The sequence below is a fragment of the Sphingobacterium sp. MAE genome, from assembly GCF_056711605.1.
In genome coordinates, this window is sequence record NZ_CM160044.1 from 832,091 (window position 1) to 849,687 (window position 17,597).

At 39.5% G+C, this 17,597-nt stretch carries 9 protein-coding genes and 2 rRNA genes; all 11 read left to right on the plus strand.

Translation table 11 applies throughout. The annotated features are described in order from the left end of the window. Positions 1-108 precede the first annotated feature (108 nt). Positions 109-2,996, plus strand: a 23S ribosomal RNA gene (locus AC06G9_RS03595). A 110-nt stretch (positions 2,997-3,106) separates the two neighbouring features. Continuing rightward, positions 3,107-3,218 (plus strand): 5S ribosomal RNA (gene rrf, locus AC06G9_RS03600). A 147-nt stretch (positions 3,219-3,365) separates the two neighbouring features. Then, positions 3,366-4,382, plus strand: a complete 1,017-nt coding sequence (locus AC06G9_RS03605) for a LacI family DNA-binding transcriptional regulator (protein ID WP_248754744.1) — start codon at positions 3,366-3,368, stop codon at positions 4,380-4,382. A 184-nt stretch (positions 4,383-4,566) separates the two neighbouring features. Beyond that, on the plus strand, positions 4,567-7,158 hold the full coding sequence (locus tag AC06G9_RS03610) for an alpha-amylase family glycosyl hydrolase (protein WP_480957528.1): 2,592 nt from the start codon (positions 4,567-4,569) through the stop codon (positions 7,156-7,158). A 21-nt stretch (positions 7,159-7,179) separates the two neighbouring features. Further along, complete coding sequence (locus tag AC06G9_RS03615; RefSeq protein ID WP_052627526.1) at positions 7,180-10,164, plus strand: SusC/RagA family TonB-linked outer membrane protein; 2,985 nt, start codon at positions 7,180-7,182, stop codon at positions 10,162-10,164. Positions 10,165-10,183: 19 nt separating this feature from the next. Beyond that, complete coding sequence (locus AC06G9_RS03620) at positions 10,184-11,740, plus strand: RagB/SusD family nutrient uptake outer membrane protein (RefSeq protein WP_045753315.1); 1,557 nt, start codon at positions 10,184-10,186, stop codon at positions 11,738-11,740. A gap of 26 nt (positions 11,741-11,766) precedes the next feature. Next, on the plus strand, positions 11,767-12,741 hold the full coding sequence (locus tag AC06G9_RS03625; RefSeq protein WP_248754741.1) for a cadherin repeat domain-containing protein: 975 nt from the start codon (positions 11,767-11,769) through the stop codon (positions 12,739-12,741). Positions 12,742-12,787: 46 nt separating this feature from the next. Beyond that, on the plus strand, positions 12,788-14,638 hold the full coding sequence (locus AC06G9_RS03630) for a glycoside hydrolase family 13 protein (RefSeq protein WP_480957529.1): 1,851 nt from the start codon (positions 12,788-12,790) through the stop codon (positions 14,636-14,638). Between the two features lie 4 nt (positions 14,639-14,642). Continuing rightward, positions 14,643-15,290: a beta-phosphoglucomutase gene (gene pgmB, locus AC06G9_RS03635; RefSeq protein ID WP_480957530.1), complete on the plus strand. Its 648-nt coding sequence runs from the start codon at positions 14,643-14,645 to the stop codon at positions 15,288-15,290. A 15-nt stretch (positions 15,291-15,305) separates the two neighbouring features. Further along, positions 15,306-16,553: a hypothetical protein gene (locus AC06G9_RS03640; RefSeq protein WP_480957531.1), complete on the plus strand. Its 1,248-nt coding sequence runs from the start codon at positions 15,306-15,308 to the stop codon at positions 16,551-16,553. Then, entirely contained in the window at positions 16,477-17,589 is a 1,113-nt protein-coding gene (locus tag AC06G9_RS03645) for a glycosyl hydrolase family 65 domain-containing protein (protein ID WP_480957532.1), read from the plus strand. The genes AC06G9_RS03640 and AC06G9_RS03645 overlap by 77 nt, the downstream gene beginning before the upstream one ends. Positions 17,590-17,597: the final 8 nt, after the last annotated feature.

Here is a 17,597-nt window from a genome sequence, read left to right on the forward strand (position 1 = left end):
GCTTGATGTATTATGAAGACCCTCGGTCAAGGCCGAACGGATTAATGCGTAGCACCATGGTTATATATATCAAAACGCAACCCATAGTAGCAAAAGGGCTATGAGGTGAAGAAAGTAAATAAGGGCACACGGGGGATGCCTAGGCTCTCAGAGGCGATGAAGGACGTGATAAGCTGCGATAAGCTTCGGGGATTAGCAAATGTGAGTTTGATCCGAAGATTTCCGAATGGGGCAACCTAGCATACTGAAGGTATGCTGTAAAATACGCGAACGCGCTGAACTGAAACATCTAAGTAGGCGTAGGAGAAGAAAATAATAATGATTTCCCAAGTAGTGGCGAGCGAACGGGAAAGAGCCCAAACCAACTTTGTTACGGCATGGTTGGGGTTGTAGGGCTGCAATGTGGCATTAGCAAACAGAAGTGGAATGGGATGGGAAGCCCAGCGATACACGGTGATAGCCCTGTACACGTATAGAATGCTAGCCTAGCAGTACCCTGAGTACCGCGGGGTCGGAGACGCCCTGTGGGAATCTGTCAGCACCATCTGATAAGGCTAAATACTCCTGAGAGACCGATAGTGAACTAGTACCGTGAGGGAAAGGTGAAAAGAACCTCGAACAGAGGAGTGAAAAGAACCTGAAACCGTGTGCTTACAAGCGGTCGGAGCTGGCAGGTCCAGTGACGGCGTGCCTTTTGCATAATGAGCCTACGAGTTACTCTTGTCTGGCAAGGTTAAGTGGTTCAGCCACGTATCCGAAGCGAAAGCGAGTCTTAATAGGGCGCATAGTCAGATGAGGTAGACGCGAAACCTTGTGATCTACCCTTGGGCAGGTTGAAGTTGCAGTAACATGTAATGGAGGACCGAACCGATAAACGTTGAAAAGTTTCCGGATGACCTGAGGGTAGGGGTGAAAGGCTAATCAAACTGGGAAATAGCTCGTACTCCCCGAAATGTTTTTAGGAACAGCGTCGGCATGGAGTCTTATAGAGGTAGAGCTACCGATTGGGTGCGGGGAGTCAAATCCTACCAAATCCAGACGAACTCCGAATGCTATAAGATATGGCCGGCAGTGAGGCTTTGGGTGCTAAGGTCCAAGGCCGAGAGGGAAAGAACCCAGACCATCAGCTAAGGTCCCTAAATATACGCTAAGTTGAACTAACGAGGTCCGATTGCCTAGACAGCTAGGATGTTGGCTTGGAAGCAGCCATTCATTTAAAGAGTGCGTAACAGCTCACTAGTCGAGCGATCGGGCGTGGATAATAAACGGGCATCAAGTGTATTACCGAAGCTATGGATTCATACTGAAATATGTATGTCTGGTAGGGGAGCATTCTATTTACGGCGAAGCGGTCTGGTAATGGGCCGTGGAGTGGATAGAAAAGCAAATGTAGGCATAAGTAACGATAAGGCGGGTGAGAAACCCGCCCACCGAAAGACTAAGGTTTCCTGATCAACGCTAATCGGATCAGGGTTAGTCGGGGCCTAAGGCGCATCCGAAGGGAGCAAGCCGATGGACAACTGGTTAATATTCCAGTACTTTTTATAACTGCGATGTGGTGACGGAGTAGTGACACTGCCGCGAACTGACGGAATAGTTCGTTAAAAGGCGTAGGTATAGGGACGGTAGGCAAATCCGCCGACCCTGCTGAAACCCAATAGTACAGCAAAGCTTCGGCGGCGCTGATAGAGCAGGTAAACAGACTTCCAAGAAAACCCGCTAAGCTTCAGGTTATAAAAACCCGTACCGTAAACCGACACAGGTAGTCGAGGAGAGAATCCTAAGGTGCTCGAGTGAATCATGGCTAAGGAACTCGGCAAAATGGCCCTGTAACTTCGGGAGAAGGGGCGCTTCCTCCAGCAATGGAGAAGCCGCAGTGAAAAGGCCCAGGCGACTGTTTAACAAAAACATATGGCTTTGCAAAATCGAAAGATGAGGTATAAGGCCTGACACCTGCCCGGTGCTGGAAGGTTAAGAGGGGATGTCATCGCAAGAGAAGCATTGAATCGAAGCCCCAGTAAACGGCGGCCGTAACTATAACGGTCCTAAGGTAGCGAAATTCCTTGTCGGGTAAGTTCCGACCTGCACGAATGGTGTAACGATCTGGGCGCTGTCTCAGCCATGAGCTCGGTGAAATTGTGGTATCGGTGAAGACGCCGATTACCCGCAACGGGACGGAAAGACCCCATGCACCTTCACTATAGCTTAACATTGGAATTGGGTACAGGATGTGTAGGATAGGCGGGAGATGTTGAAGTGGCTTCGCCAGGAGTCATGGAATCAACCTTGAAATACCGCCCTTTCTGTATTCGGTTTCTAACTCGGTCATGCCGAGGACATTGTTTGGTGGGTAGTTTGACTGGGGTGGTCGCCTCCAAAAAGGTAACGGAGGCTTTCAAAGGTAAGCTCAGTACGCTTGGTAACCGTACGCGGAGTGCAATGGCATAAGCTTGCTTGACTGTGAGACCAACAAGTCGAACAGGGTCGAAAGACGGACATAGTGATCCGGTGGTTCTGTATGGAAGGGCCATCGCTCAAAGGATAAAAGGTACGCTGGGGATAACAGGCTGATCTCCCCCAAGAGCTCATATCGACGGGGAGGTTTGGCACCTCGATGTCGGCTCGTCACATCCTGGGGCTGGAGAAGGTCCCAAGGGTTGGGCTGTTCGCCCATTAAAGTGGCACGCGAGCTGGGTTCAGAACGTCGCGAGACAGTTCGGTCCCTATCTGTTGTGGGCGTTGGAAGTTTGAGTGGATCTGTCCTTAGTACGAGAGGACCGGGATGGACTGACCGCTGGTAAACCAGTTATGCCGCCAGGTGTACGGCTGGGTAGCTACGTCGGGAATAGATAAGCGCTGAAAGCATCTAAGTGCGAAACTAGCCACGAGATGAGACTTCCTTATAGGGCCGTAGTAGACTACTACGTTGATAGGTTGCAGGTGTAAAGGTAGAGATATCATAGCTGAGCAATACTAATCACCCGAAGCTTTCTCAAGCAACGCAGACACTGTTGTCTTCCTCTTTTAGTTTTTCTTTCAATTGTCTATAGATTAGTGTGTTGGATGGGATATTGTATATTTCATTTTTATGACTAATAAAAACATTTTAGGTGCCTATATCGGCGGTGTCTACCTCTTCCCATTCCGAACAGAGCAGTCAAGCCCGCCAGAGCCGATGGTATTGCCGTAACAGGTGGGAGAGTAGGTCGGTGCCTTTTTTTATACAGAAGCCCTTGCTAAGCAGCAGGGGCTTTTTTGTGCGCTAAACTTTTTCGATTAATTGTTATTATATCGATTCTTCTTATATATGCTAACTTAAACTCCTAAATTTATTATATATTTGAAATGCTTTTATTTCAGCACTGATGTCACAAATAACGATTATAGAATTAGCAGAACGTTTAGGTTTATCCAAGTCAACGGTATCACGAGCTTTTCGGGATGGTAATGATATTAACCCCAATACAAAAGAACGTATTTTAAAAATGGCGGATGAATTGGGATTTTCACCCAATATGTATGCCAGCAACCTAAGAGCTAATAAAAGCAATACGATTGCGATCATTATTCCTGAATTTGGTAATAAATTTTTTAGCCAAGCGATTAAAGGTATTGAACTGGTAGCTCGATCTAAAAATTATCATACTTTAATTTATGTGACGGATCATCGGGTAGATAAGGAAGCATTAATAATCAGATCGCTAATCAATGGTCGTGTGGATGGGGTCATTATGTCTGCTTCGGGTGAAGGTCATGATCATAGTCATCTTCAAGTTTTAAAAGATAACAATATCCCCATTGTGTTTTTCGATAGAACTTACGATGATGTCAATACATCTTATGTAACAGGTAATGATTTTGAAGCTAGTTTTGCGGCGACGTCTCATTTAATCGAAAATGATTGTAAACGTATAGCCTATTTAGTGATTAATCAAAATGTTTCCATTGGAAAAGTACGTCTGGCAGGATATCGAGCTGCCTTAGAAAAATATCAAATTCCTTTTGATAAAAACTTGATTCTGGATACCGTTAATGAGTCTGATGGTAATATGGAAGACATCAAAAATCTGTATCGTATACAGCAACCTGATGGACTATTTGCATCGGTGGAACGCTTGGCCATTTCGGCTATGCGTGTGGCCAAAAACGAAGGAATATGTATTCCTTCAGAATTGAAATTGATCTGTTTTTCTTGTTTAGATATTGCGGATCTGTTAGAACCAGCATTAAGTGTCGTGAAACAGCCAGCTTATGAAATGGGTAAGATGGCGACAGAATATCTTTGCCAATTGATTGCTAAACCGATTATCTTCTCTAACCAAGAAGTCACTTATCTTGAGTCTTCATTAATTTTTCAAAAATCTAGTAAAAAAAATCACTAAAAAGTTTGGATTTAACTCTTTAGCTTTCTATCTTAGATAAATATTGGGAACGTTCCCAATATAAGATTACCAATTGTAAAGGGATTTTTGCTTTTAATTTATAGTATATTTTTCGAATAGGCTATCTTTTTATACCAAGTATTGGGAACGTTCCCATTTTTAAGTGTACCAATTATAAGGAGTTATGAAACATTACTTTATTTATGTATTTTTCAGTATATCGATTATTTTTTTTGGATGTAAAAAAAATAATCCTAGTGCTATAGTCGTAGATGAAGGAATAGCTCCAAGTGAGGTCGGCTTACTAACAACCAATAAACTATTTAATTATTGGGATGAATCAATTACTTTCTTTTTTGATGTCAATAAGGGTAATAGCGCATTGGTCTCCACTGATGGTCCGCTGTATCTACATATCGGTCTTATCACATCCAATAGTAAAGATCAGCATGATTGGAAGGAAGTTGCAACAGATTGGTCAAAAAATGAAGATGCCTATAAACTGACTCGTCAAACAGATGGTAGGTATAGCATTACGATCAATCCGAGTCAGGTCTTTAAAGGAATTAGCAGTAGTCAGGTTATTAAAATCGCGTTATTGCTACGAAATGCTGATGGGACTAAAGTTCAAAGAAATAAGGATGGTTCGGATATGTATGTTGACATAGCCACAAAAGGTGAAACGAATATTCGATTTTTAAAACCTTACACGCAACCTACATATTTGTTAAAAGCGGAAAAAGATGCTTATTTAATAAATGAAGAGCTCGCTATTGAGGTGTTGTCCACAGTAGCGGGTAAACTTTCTATGAGTATTGATGAGGTTGAGCAAGAAAGTATAAATGGTGCATTGCATCATACATTTAAATGTAAATTTGCTACTGTAGGTTTGCATCTGATAACTGCTCGTATTGAAGTCAATGGAAAGAAATTCGTAAGACAATTACAGGTATTTGTTAATGATAAAGCTGAAATTGCAGCATTACCAGCTGGGATCAATAAGAATGGTGTAACGATCGACAAGCAAAAAAAGACAGTGAGTTTTGCTGTAACAGCTCCAGGTAAATCAACTATATTTTTATTAGGCAGTTTTAATAATTTTCAACCGGAATCAACCTACGTATTGAAACAGACACCTGATGGAAATACGTGGTGGTTGACCTTAAATGATCTCGATTTTTCAAAAAAGTATGCTTATCAATTCTTAATTGACGGTCAATTAAGAATAGCTGATCCATACAGCAATCTGGTTTTAGATCCCCTATATGACAGTAGTCTAGGAAGTTCAATTGCTGACTTACCGTCATATCCAATACAGCAGACGACAGGTCAGGTCAGTATATTAGAATTGAATCGTGCGGAGTATCCTTGGAAAGTAGAGCATTTTAATAAACCAAATCCTTATGATCTAGTCATCTATGAGTTGCTCACGCGTGATTTTTCAAAACCACATAATTTTAATGCTATTCGCGATTCAATTCCTTATTTGAAACGACTGGGTATTAATGCTGTCGAATTGATGCCTGTTCAGGAAAGTGAGGGGAATTCAAGTTGGGGTTACAATCCTTCTTATCATTTGGCATTGGATAAGTATTATGGTCGTGCGGATGAACTGAAGAGTCTCGTAGATCATCTTCATCAGGCAGGTATCGCGGTAATCCTAGATGTGGTGCTTAATCATGCTTTTGGACAATCACCATTGGCTCAGCTGTATTTTCAAGGGCAAATATCAAATTCAAATAATATCTGGTTTAATAGGACGCCGACCCATCCTTTTAATGTGGGGTATGATTTTAATCATGAAAGTTCCTATACACAGACGTTTGTGAAGGATGTCTTGAAATATTGGATCCAAGAATTTAAGATTGATGGTTTTCGTTTTGATTTATCAAAGGGATTTACACAGCAAAATACGGGTACTTCAGATAGTAACGTCGGCTCTTGGTCTGCCTATGATGCTAGTCGGGTTTTGATTTGGAAAAATTATCATGATTATCTTAAAACTCTTGATCCAAGTTGCTACGTCATATTGGAACATTTTGGTTCTGATCAAGAGGAGCAAGAACTGGCTGCGGAGGGGATGTTGTTGTGGAATAATTTAAATGGAACTTTTAATGAAGCAACAATGGGCTATAATAATGGTTCAAAATCGGATCTAAGTAGATTATTTGCTGAATCTCATGGTTTTCAAACACCTAATATGGTGACTTATATGGAATCACATGATGAGGAACGTATTCAGTTTAAGAATGCGCAATATGGTTATGTGGATGGATCCTATTCTGTAAAGGATCTTACAACGGCATTAGAGCGAACCCAAGTGGCTGCAACATTTTTGCTAGCTAGTCCTGGACCTAAAATGATCTGGCAATTTGGTGAGTTTGGTTATGATGTATCGATTGATGAAAATGGTCGGACAGGTGAAAAACCACTGAAATGGGATTATTTAGCAAATGTCTCACGTAAACGGTTATTTGATCATTATGCAAAATTGATCCAGTTGAAAAGAGCAAATCCAATTTTTAGAAAAGCAAGATTATTATCGTCTTCACTGCAAGAGGGATTAAAATATTATCTGATGACTGATGGTCATCAGACCATATTTGTTGTCGGAAATTTTGATACCATGAATAGACAATTTCAAATAACAGCAGGCTTAGCGGGGAATTGGTATGATAATATGGCTCAATCAAATCTAAATTGGGTTCAAAATGATCATATTATAATTAAGCCTGGTAATTATTATCTTTTAAGTAAAACTAAATTAATAAACTAAACAATAAAAATCAATTACATTATGAGCAAATTTACATTACGAGCTGTAATGACCTTTGGTCTTTTGATGATGCTTTGGGTGAATGCTTTTTCTCAAAACTCTTCACTTTCAGGTAAGGTGGTAGATAATAAAGGGGAAGTACTGCTTGGAGCAACTATTATCATCAAAGGAAGTCCAATTTCGACAGCAACAAATCAAAACGGGGAGTATAAGATTAGTCAAGTACCTTTAGGTAAGACGACTGTCACTGTCAACATGATTGGTTATAATTCCATGGATTTACCCATTCAGATTGTTAGCGGTGCAAATGTCTTGAATTTTACATTGAGTTCGAGCACAAGTGATTTAGAAGAAGTTGTTGTGATTGGTTACGGTGTGGCCAAGAAAAAACAAATTACAGGTTCTATCTCTAGTGTAGGTCCTAAAGAATTTAATACAGGTGTGGTCAGTTCTCCGGATCAGTTATTGGCCGGTAAAGTAGCAGGTTTAACAGTGAATAGATCGGGTGGAGATCCTACGGCAGCATCAACAATTCAACTGCGTGGCCCATCTTCATTGACTGCGAGTTCTGCTCCCTTGTATGTCATCGATGGAGTTGTAGGTGCTAATATTGAATTGGTAGCACCGGATGATATTGTATCGATGGATGTGATGAAGGATGCTTCTTCCACTGCAATTTATGGATCACGTGCCGCAAATGGCGTTATTTTCGTGACGACAAAACGGGGTAAGGCCGGTAAACCTGTTTTGGCTTATAGTGGATATGCTGCTATTGAACGTGTTGCAAATCGTGTGAATGTGCTAAGTGCTGCTGAGCATAAGCAATTTGTAGCAGACAATGGATTAACAGTCGCTGCTTCTGAGACGGGGTTTGATACCGATTGGCAGGATGAGATAACACGCACGGGAGTTTCTCATAATCACAATTTATCGCTAACAGGAGGTTCTGAAGGTACACGATACAATGCTTCTGTTAATTATTTTAATAATCAAGGTATTGTGAAAAGAAGCGATCTGGAAAGAGTGGTTGCTCGTGTTGGTATCGATCAAAATGCATTTGATGATCGCTTAAAACTAGCGCTTAATGTTGCTAATAGCATGAACAAATCTAACCATGTGGACTACGGCATTTTTAATGGAGCAGCTCGTTATCTACCAACTTCACCAGTACGTTCAGATGATGCCGCTTACGCCGCTTATGACGGGTATTTTCAGGTACCAGGAAGAACAAATTATTTCAATCCGGTAGCGATGTTGAACCAGCGTGATGAAGAACGAAATAACAACACTTTACTCGCCAGTTTGAAAGCTGACCTTACTATTTTCAAGGGATTGACCTGGACTAATGTCATCTCTTATCAGCAAAATCAATTTGATAAGAAATATTATATGCATCGGACTGACTTTGATTCGAAAGCATTGGGCAGGGGTTTTGCGGAGCGTTCAAATCTGAAAAATATCGATAAAATTTTCGAATCTTATGTTAATTACAATGTGACCAAGAATCTTCATTCTTTCGATGCGATGGCTGGTTATTCTTATCAGAAAACAAAAAATAATGATGGAGTTGTTGCTTCTTCTGTAGGATTTATGTCTGACGATCTAGGGGGTAACAATCTAAATTTAGGCACATTGCCAGATGGTTATAATCCTTATAGTACCTATCCATATATTTTGGAGTCTTTATTGATTTCAGTTTATGGTCGTGTGGGATACAATTATGATGAAAAATACTTATTAAGTGCTTCTGTACGCCGTGATGGTTCATCAAAATTTGGAAAGAATAATAGATGGGCGACATTTCCTTCGGTTTCTGGAGCTTGGAGAATTAGCAGAGAAAGCTTTATGCAAGACCAAGATTTATTCAGCGAATTAAAGTTACGTGCTGGGTACGGTATCTCGGGAAATCAGAATATAGATCCATATCGTCAGATTATTATTTTCGGTCCTCAAAATGGTCAATTTCTCTATAACGGTAATTGGATGAATGCTTATGGTGTGAACCAAAATGAAAATCCGGATTTAAAATGGGAAAGTACATCCATGTTTAATGCAGGATTGGATTTTGAACTCTGGAGAGGTCGTTTGGGTGGTAGCATTGAGTATTACAATAAAGAAACGAAAGACTTATTGTATGAGTATGATGTACCATCGCCACCTTATCAGTTCAATCGTTTATTGGCTAATGGAGCAAGTATGAGCAATAAAGGTGTGGAGATCACTTTAAATGCGATGGTTTATCGCAATAGTAATTTTTCATACAATACAACAGTCAACTTTGCCCGTAATGTGAATAAGGTTGGATCATTATCTTCTAATATTGAAAATATTGGTGTATCAGAGCGTTATGAAGGAAGTATTGGTCTTGATGGCTGGACAGGTCAAACGGCAGCAATTGTTTTACCAGGTCAGGCTTTGGGAACATTTTATGTGGCTAATTACATCGGTTATGATGCAACTGCCAAGAAAACAATTTATCAAAAACCATCGGGTGAACTTGTAACACAAGATCAGATTTCGGCACCTGATGATTATATGGTGATGGGACACGCACTTCCTAAATTTACCTATGGTTGGAATAATAGTTTTCAATATAAAAACTGGGATTTGAACTTCTTCTTACGTGGTATGTATGGCAATCAAATTTTTAATGCTACACGTGCTGATCTAAGCCGTCTACAACAGGCTAATGTGACCAATATCTCTAAAGATGCAGTTGAAGAAGGCATATTTGAAACACCATTAATTGCTTCTAGCAGATTTATCGAAGATGGTTCATTCTTAAGATTAGATAACGCCACATTGGGTTATTCGTTTAATGTGAAGGAATCTAAATATTTTAAAAATGCACGATTGTATGTGTCAGGACAAAATCTGTTCACGATAACCAAATATTCGGGTGTAGATCCTGAGGTAAGTTTAAGTGGTTTAGCGCCTGGCGTTGATAATAGAAATTATTATCCAAAAACAAGATCGTTCTTGTTAGGTGTAAAATTAGCTTTTTAACTTTTAATCACAGTTAGTTATGAAAAAGAGATTCAATAAAATTAATTTATTCTTATTTGCCGGACTATTGGTAGCAGGACAATCTTGTACCAAATTTGACGATAAGATGTATTCAGCATATACAGAAGATACATTTCCTAAAACTCCAGAACAATTTATTGCTGTAACAGGTCCTGTATATACAAGCGCAAGAGGATATTTTGACAATTACTTTAGTCTGCAGACAGCGGGTTCGGACGAAGTGATTATCCCAACAAGGGGTGGGGATTGGTTTGACGGTGGTAAATGGCGTGATATGCACTATCACACTTGGTCAGCATCGCATGAAGTTGTTCAAAATAATTGGGATTGGGGTTTTAATGCTATTGGTACTTGTAATCGTGTACTCAGTATTTTGGAACAATCTCCAGAATCGAGTACAAAGGCACAGACTGTTTCTGAAATAAAAGCCATGCGTGCCTGGTATTATTTCTTGATGATGGATGCTTATGGAAATATTCCTTTAGTAACCAGTTTTGATACTGGTACAGAATTGCCAGCGACTAAACCTCGGGCAGAAGTTTACCAATTTATTGTACAGGACCTAGAAGAAAACTTGGCCAACTTGAGTGAAGAAAAGACGGAAGCGACTTATGGTCGACCGACCAAATGGTTTGCACATACCTTATTAGCAAAACTGTATTTAAATGCGCAGGTTTATAGTGGTACTGCTAATTGGAATAAGGTGGTGGAACATAGCAATGCTGTTATTAATTCTGGCAAGTATGCTTTGGAAAATGATTTTCTGACACAGTTTAAACCCGATAATGGAGCATCAAATCCTGAACCGATTTTTTCTATTCCTTATGATGCTTCTCGCGCGACAGGAAACACTTTATTTAACCGTGTACTACATTATGCTCATCGCCAAACCTTTGAGTTGAGTATAAATCCTTGGAATGGATGGAGTGCACAACCTGCATATTTTGATTTGTTTGATCAAGCTGATAATCGTAAAAAGCAATGGCTATATGGCCAACAATATAACTCTACTGGACAACCGTTGAATTATAATGGATTGAATGTGGTGTTAGATCCCTATGCGTATACCTTATTACCGGGTTCTGATTTTGATATTGGCGGAGCAGACGATGTAGGTAGATTGGCAGGAGCACGTTGTATCAAATATTATCCAGATAAGAACCAAATTAGTAATAATGCAGGCAATGATGTGGTGGTATTTCGTCTTGCAGATGTGCTGCTGATGAAAGCGGAAGCTGTTTTGAGAGGAGCTACAGCAGCAAGTGTTGCTCAAGCTGTCGATGCGGCCAATCAAGTTCGCAAACGTGCTTTCCCAGTTAATCCGGAGAAACATTTTACGGCTAGTACATTGACTTTGGATGCTATTTATAAAGAACGTGCCTTGGAGTTTACTTTTGAATTGACTAGAAGAACAGATATGATTCGGTTTGGAAGATGGGAAGATGCTCAGTTGTTTAAACCCGCTAATCCTGGCGAAACTTATAAACGACTGTTTCCTATTCCAGCAAGAGCAAGAGCCAATAATAATAAATTGGATCAAAATCCTGGTTATTAATTTTTAAATGAATAGAAATTATGAAAATGTCTACTATATTTCGATTGCTATTAGTTTTAGTTATGGGTACTTCTTCTCTTTTATACTCTTGTAAAAAAGTAGAACACGGTACTGATGTGCCAATCGTGTCGATCAATGAAAATACGGTTTCGACCATTCAAGTCGGTAAAAAGTTGAAAGTTGGTTTTATCGCTAATCAGGTTACGGATTTTACATTCTCGATTGTGCCGGTAGCGGCCGGTGAAGCTTTAATGACTGAAAATATTACTGTTGATCCGAACACCTTTATTGTTTCAAAAGAATTTGATATTCCCAATCAAGTATCTTGGATCGGTGATGCCCTATTGAAGATTTCATATACTTCGGAGGGTCAAGTCATCGAAAAAACAAAACCAATTACTTTTACAGAAAGTAATCCGCAAATGTTTGTTGTTGGGGGGTCTATTGCTTCAGGATGGGAGCCAACACTTTCGATTCCGATGACGCTATACGATAAGGACAGTAAATCAAAGTTTGAAGTCTATGAGTATGTCACTGTCGATGGTTCTGGATTCAAATTTTTACCGACTAATGTGGATTGGACAGATGCATTTGGAAAAGGAACATCTGATGGTACTTTATTACAAAGTGCTGATGCGGGTAATATTACGGTTGCATCGGATGATTTTTATAGAATCCGAATGGATGCCGAAGCTAAAACCTATGAATTGTTAAAATCAACATGGGGTGTTATTGGTAGTGCAACCCCAAATGGTTGGGATAGTGATACCGACATGAAGTTTGTGGGGAGTAAAGGCATCTATACATGGAAATTGACCGTAAACCTAACTGTCGGTGAATTGAAATTCCGAATGAATGATGATTGGATCATTAATATCGGTGGGGAACTCTCTTCTTTGCAACAAGATGGTGCCAATATAGCTATTGCTACAGCTGGCAAATATGATATTGAACTGTCACGAACAGCTTCGGGCTATTCAGCAAAAATTTCTAAAAACTAATACTATGGGGAGCATATGGCTCCCCATTTCTATAAACTTTTATTGAATGATGATACGTCTATTGTTAAGTAGTGTTTTTATACTACTTCAGCTTTCTTATGCCTTTGCTCAAGGTGATTTTTCTATTCAAAGAGTCGAACCTTTGCATTGGTGGGTCGGTATGAAATCTTCTGATTTACAGTTGATTATTTATGGTAAAAATATTGGAAAGAGCAAGGTTAAAATCCAGAAGAAAGGCTTAACCTTGATCAAAACTAATCTGGTTGAAAATGCTAATTATTTATTTCTAGATCTGGTCGTTGAGTCTGGTGCTACTGCGGGTTTGTATCCGATTGAATTTTATGAAAATAATAGGTTAGTAGGACGATATGATTATGAGTTAAAAAATAGAGATGCTTCTATCGTGAAAGCTCAAGGTGTCCAGGCGGAAGATCTGATTTACTTAATCATGCCGGATCGCTTTGCAAATGGGAACAAAGAAAATGATGAGGTAAAAGGTTTGCGGGAGATGCAAGTCAACCGTGATTCGATGTATGCCCGTCATGGCGGTGACATCGATGGTGTTATTCAGCATTTGGATTATTTGGCCGATCTAGGGGTTACTTCTGTTTGGTTGACACCTGTATTGACCAATGATATGCCTCAGGCTTCTTATCATGGATATGCAAATACCGAAAATTATCAGATTGATCCAAGATTGGGAACCAATGAGACCTATCGTAAACTTGGTGAGGAATTGCATAAACGAAAAATGAAATTGGTTCATGATGTCGTTCCGAATCATGTTGGACTTTACCACTGGACTGTAATCGACAAACCTTTTAAAGAATGGCTGCATGAGTGGCCAAGTTTTACACAAACCACTTATAAGGATCAGACTATTTTCGATCCCTATGCTGCTGTTGCAGATCGAGACCGAATGGAAAAAGGATGGTTTGTAGAGACTATGCCCGACATGAATCAAGAAAATGAATATGTTCAAAAGTACATTTTGCAGAGCCATATTTGGTGGATTGAATATGCGGGTATCGATGGGTTTCGAATAGACACCTATCCATACAATGATTTGGCTTTTATGGCAAAATGGACAACAGCTATTCAAAAGGAATATCCTCAGTTTTCATTCTTTGGTGAAACATGGGTACAATCCGTACCTAACCAAGCTTATTTTTTAGGTGGTCAGCGTGTGGGACAATCGATCGATACGAAGCTTGATGGTGTCACTGATTTTCAAATGAATTATGCTATTGGAGAGGCTTTGAATAATGAAAAAGATGGTGCCAATAGATTGTACGCAACCTTAGGATCGGATTATCAATATCCTAATCCATTAGCTAATGTGATTTTCTTGGATAATCATGATAAGGATCGTTTTTTCTCTGTGGTTGGAGAGGACATAGAGAAGTACAAATCTGCATTCTCTTGGTTGCTGACATCTCGTGGTATACCACAGATGTATTATGGTGCAGAAGTATTGATGAAGAATTTCAATAAGCCAGATGGATTGCTTCGGGAAGATTTTAAAGGTGGATTTGTGGGGGATACTGTTAATAAATTTAATGCTTCAGGCCGATCTGATGCAGAAAATGAACTGTTCGATCATATTAAAAAGTTAGCGAATTATCGTAAGAATAATGCCGTATTGCAGTATGGAGCTACTCAGCATTATGTACCTGAGCATAACGTATATGCGTATTTCAGGTCTAATGAAACTCAAGTTGTCTCCATTTTTATGAATTGCAATGATAAGGAAGTCAAGTTGCCTTTAGCTCGATTTAGAGAGAGTCTGAGAGGTGCAACACGAATGAACAATATCTTAAAAGGGGTAGAGCAAGATATACCACTAGAAATCACATTAAAACCTCATCAAACGGTCGTGTTTGAATTAAAAAAATAGAAAAATGAAAAGTGCATTGGATCTTTTGAAGCGTGTAAAAGGAGTAATTTTTGATCTCGACGGTGTTTTGGTTGATACTGCGGTATTCCATTTTCAAGCTTGGAAAAGGCTTGCCCATGAATTGGGATTTGACTTTACAGAGATTGAAAATGAACAATTAAAGGGCGTAAGTCGGATCGCTTCGCTGGAAAAAATTTTAAAATGGGCTGGCGTCGATGCTGCTTATCGTGAAAAAATAGACATGGCAGAACGTAAAAATCGCTGGTATTTGGAATTAGTTCGAGAGATGCGAGCAGATGAAGTTTTACCAGGATCAATGGAATTGCTGCATTGGTTAAAGCAAAATGATTATCGCATAGCATTAGGATCTGCCAGCAAGAATGCACCGCTTATCTTGGAGAAAACGGGTATGATTTCCTTTTTTGATGTTCTTATAGATGGTAATAGTGTCAGTCTTTCTAAGCCACATCCAGAGGTTTTCTTAAAAGCTGCAAGAGACCTACAATTGCTTCCTGAATCATGTCTGGTATTTGAAGATGCGCAGGCAGGTGTAGATGCTGCTAGGGCAGCAGGGATGGGTGTGATTGGCATCGGTTCCAATTTGAATGGAACAGATTTGTCCATCAACAGTTTGGAGAAAGTTTTAAATTAATTAGTTGATTTTGCAATGAAGAATTATATCGTCCACGATGAGTGGAATATCATAGAAGAGGGGTTTCACCCTGCGTATAATGAAGTCTCGGAGAGTTTATTTTCTATCGGAAATGGTAGAATGGGACAAAGAGCAAATTTTGAAGAAGATTATAGTGGCAAATCATTGTCTGGATCATATTTAGCAGGAGTTTACTATCCTGACAAAACTCGTGTAGGCTGGTGGAAAAATGGTTATCCCGAATATTTTGCAAAGATTATTAACTCCATTAACTGGATCGGTCTTCATATCCACGTGAATGGCGAGATCTTGGATCTTGCAACATGTAAAGTACAGCGTTTTCAACGGAAGTTAGACATGAAGCACGGATTGTTAATGCGATCTTTTGATGTCAAACTTCAAAATGGTGTGGAGATTCGTGTGAAAAGTACAAGGATATTTCATCTATTTCAATCCGAAACCGCTTCTTTAAAATATACCATTCAAGTGTTGAATGGGGAGGCTTCTTTACAGGTAGCGTCCTACTTGGAAGGAGATGTTGTCAATAGGGACAGTAACTATGATGAGCATTTTTGGAATTTCATTTCAAGTGGTGCATTAGATTCTCAGTTAAATGTGACTATGAAAACGAAGAAGACCGATTTCATAGTACGGGCTGATTTGGTCAATAGCTTTATCTTAAATACTGAAACCCTAGCGCCCAAACAATCAACAGATGGGGCATATGTTTCTGAAACTATAGCAATTTCGTTAACACCTGAAGATGTATTTTCCATCGAAAAACGTGTTTCAATGGTTACTTCTCAAAATCATAATGAAGCTGAATTGGTCGCCGCTGGACGAGCAAATATAGAACAGGTTTCAGCTTTATCATTTGATGAGCTGAAAACTAAACAAGCTTTAGCTTGGGGAAATTTCTGGAATGAAAGTGATATTGAAATCACTGCAGATGTTGCCTCACAGCAAGCGATCCGATTTAATATCTTTCAATTATATCAAACGTATACCGGCGAAGACTCTAGACTTAATATTGGTCCAAAAGGATTTACCGGAGAAAAATATGGCGGTGTGACGTATTGGGATACGGAGGCTTACTGTGTTCCTTTTTATCTTGCCACGCAGCCTGCTGATGTCGCTCGCAATTTATTACTTTATCGCTATCAACATCTGGATAAGGCCATTGAGAATGCAGAGAAACTTTGGTTTTTCAAATGGCGCTGCTTTATATCCTATGGTCACGATGAATGGAGAAGAGTGTCATAATGAATGGGAGATTACTTTTGAAGAGATCCACCGTAATGGCGCAATTGCTTTTGCCATCTATAATTATCAGCGCTATACGGGTGATCGGTCATATGTTGAAAATTATGGTCTTGAAGTATTGATTGCGATCAGTCGTTTTTGGGCACAGCGTGTGAATTGGAGTGCTGAAAAGGAGAAATATGTCATATTGGGAGTCACTGGTCCGAATGAATATGAAAATAATGTCAATAACAACTGGTATACCAATACAGTTGCGGGCTGGTGTTTGAAATATACGCTGGAATCGATAGAAACCTTAAAAGAGAGTGATCCTAGTAAACAAATAAGCTTGTTTGAAAAAGTGAATTTCAAGGAAGAAGAAGCCGTTTCATGGCAACATATCATCGATCATTTATATTATCCGATAGATAGCGAGCAGGGCATATTTTTACAACAGGACGGTTATCTGGATAAAGAACAGGTATTGGTTTCCGATCTACTGGACAAGGAGCGGCCTATTAATCAAAAGTGGAGTTGGGATCGTATTTTAAGATCATGTTTTATAAAACAAGCAGATGTACTTCAGGGTTTATACTTTTTTGAAGATCAATACGATCTGGATACGATAAGAAGAAATTATGATTTTTATGAACCCAGAACGGTTCATGAAAGTTCTTTGTCGCCTTGTGTTCATGCTATTTTAGCATCAAAACTTGGTAATGAAGCTAAGGCATACGAGTTTTATCTCAGAACTGCTCGGTTGGATCTAGATGATTATAACAACGATACCGAAGATGGATTACATATCACATCTATGGCCGGAACCTGGATGTCTATTGTAGAAGGTTTTGCGGGCATGCGTGTGAAAAACAATACATTAAGTTTTCAAACTTTCATTCCTAAAACATGGGATAGCTATGCTTTCCATGTGCAGTTTAGGGGAGTTAAATTATTTGTAAGAATAAAACAGCATGATTTTGAACTGATAAATAAGTCTAATCAAGAAATTAATATTATTTTTAACGGAGAGGAAATCTCTGTTAAGCCACGTGCATAACCACCTAA

Coding starts and splice junctions, on each gene's coding strand:
- AC06G9_RS03605 (WP_248754744.1), top strand. CDS start 3,366: ATGTCACAAATAACGATTATAGAATTAGCAGAACGTTTAGGTTTATCC.
- AC06G9_RS03610 (WP_480957528.1), top strand. CDS start 4,567: ATGAAACATTACTTTATTTATGTATTTTTCAGTATATCGATTATTTTT.
- AC06G9_RS03615 (WP_052627526.1), top strand. CDS start 7,180: ATGAGCAAATTTACATTACGAGCTGTAATGACCTTTGGTCTTTTGATG.
- AC06G9_RS03620 (WP_045753315.1), top strand. CDS start 10,184: ATGAAAAAGAGATTCAATAAAATTAATTTATTCTTATTTGCCGGACTA.
- AC06G9_RS03625 (WP_248754741.1), top strand. CDS start 11,767: ATGTCTACTATATTTCGATTGCTATTAGTTTTAGTTATGGGTACTTCT.
- AC06G9_RS03630 (WP_480957529.1), top strand. CDS start 12,788: ATGATGATACGTCTATTGTTAAGTAGTGTTTTTATACTACTTCAGCTT.
- pgmB (WP_480957530.1), top strand. CDS start 14,643: ATGAAAAGTGCATTGGATCTTTTGAAGCGTGTAAAAGGAGTAATTTTT.
- AC06G9_RS03640 (WP_480957531.1), top strand. CDS start 15,306: ATGAAGAATTATATCGTCCACGATGAGTGGAATATCATAGAAGAGGGG.
- AC06G9_RS03645 (WP_480957532.1), top strand. CDS start 16,477: ATGCAGAGAAACTTTGGTTTTTCAAATGGCGCTGCTTTATATCCTATG.